The organism is Thalassorhabdus alkalitolerans, assembly GCF_042656525.1.
In the GTDB taxonomy this organism is placed as follows: domain Bacteria; phylum Bacillota; class Bacilli; order Bacillales; family Marinococcaceae; genus Thalassorhabdus; species Thalassorhabdus alkalitolerans.
The window spans coordinates 1-1583 of sequence record NZ_JBHSOZ010000011.1 but is presented as its reverse complement, the minus strand read 5'-3'; the positions used below and the strand labels follow the sequence as shown (position 1 = coordinate 1583).

The 1583-nt window shown below is 48.5% G+C and carries 1 protein-coding gene; it reads left to right on the top strand.

All coding sequences use genetic code 11. The annotated features are described in order from the left end of the window. Positions 1–475 precede the first annotated feature (475 nt). The coding region (gene ltrA / locus ACFPU1_RS16455) for a group II intron reverse transcriptase/maturase (RefSeq protein WP_385943050.1) at positions 476–1583 on the top strand (1108 nt) is incomplete at its 3' end.

Here is a 1583-nt window from a genome sequence, read left to right as displayed (position 1 = left end):
TAGTCAAAGGCAAGGGTGTCCAGGGTGACCTGGAATCTGAAGGAAGCCGGAGACAAACTTCCGCCCCGAGGAATACGAACCTCATAGAAGGCTGTCTGTCTGGGATGAGTCTGCAATACAAGACAAAGCCCCAACGACCAAAGGGATAGGCAGTAAATGAGGCGGGGATATGGAAGGGAAGTTTATGCCCTTACCCGGGGAGGTCTGATGGGAACGCCGCACACATACGGTAACCGATTCTCAAAGAATCGCTGAACCATCAGAAGTCAGCCGAAGCCATAGTACCTTACCTTCCGGGAGGTAAGGGAAGGGCTGAATCATAAAATGAGTACCATTTCCCTGGCGTACGCGTCATCCGATGACACAGAATAGACCAACTACCTACGAAAGAGAAGTGAAGTCTTCGAGGGCGCAGGTAGGGTGGAGGATGGTCGCCACACAAAAGAACGAAATGGTCACGTGGAGGGTGAGCAACATGTTGGAACACATTCTACACCGAAACAATCTGAATGCCGCCTACTATAAGGTGACAAAGAATAAAGGAAGTCACGGCGTTGATGGAGTTCCCACTTCCGAACTGAAAGCTCAGATTTCGGAAGAATGGGACACCATCCACGACCAACTTCTGAAGGGTACGTACCAACCGTCTCCCGTCCGTCGAATCGAAATCCCGAAAACGAACGGAGGCAAACGGAAGTTAGGTATCCCTACGGTGATGGATCGTACGATCCAACAAGCGCTCAACCTCTATCTTCAATCGATGTATGACCCTAAGTTTTCTCCGCAAAGCTATGGGTTCCGACCAGGAAAGCGAGTACATGATGCGGTGAGACAGGCGAAAGCCTATATCAATGAGGGGTACACCTGGGTGATAGACATCGACCTCGAGAAATTCTTCGACCGGGTTAACCATGACCGGTTGATGCGAACGCTAAGCTTCCGCATTAAAGACCCCCGGGTGCTTCGTCTTATCCGAAAATACCTCCAAGCAGGCATTATGGAAGGTGGGCTCACGACCCCAAACCGAAAAGGAACACCACAGGGAAGTCCATTAAGCCCACTCCTTTCTAATATTGTGCTCGATGAACTGGATAAAGAATTGGAATCCAGAGGGCTTCGCTTCGTTCGGTTTGCCGATGACTGCCAAATATATGCAGGTTCTAAACGAGCCGCCGAGCGAATCCTCAGGAATATGACAACTTTCATCGAAAAGACGTTAAAACTCAAGGTAAACCGAGAGAAAAGTGCGGTGAGCCGCCCGTGGAAACGTAAGTTTCTCGGATTCAGCTTTACACCTTCGGTGAAAGGTAAGGCTAGAGTGCGTGTCCATAATGATTCGGTTCATAAGGCTAAGCAACGTCTGCGTCAACTGACAAGTCGAAAATGGAGTACCGATATGAAATACCGAATTGAGAAAATCAATACATTTCTTACAGGATGGTATAACTACTTTCAGTTGGCAGAAACGCCATCCATTTTCAAAAGACTGATGGAATGGTTGAGAAGAAGACTCCGAATGATTCGATGGAAGGAATGGAAGCTGCCCAAAACAAAGGTGAAGAATCTGATGGCACTGGGAGTGA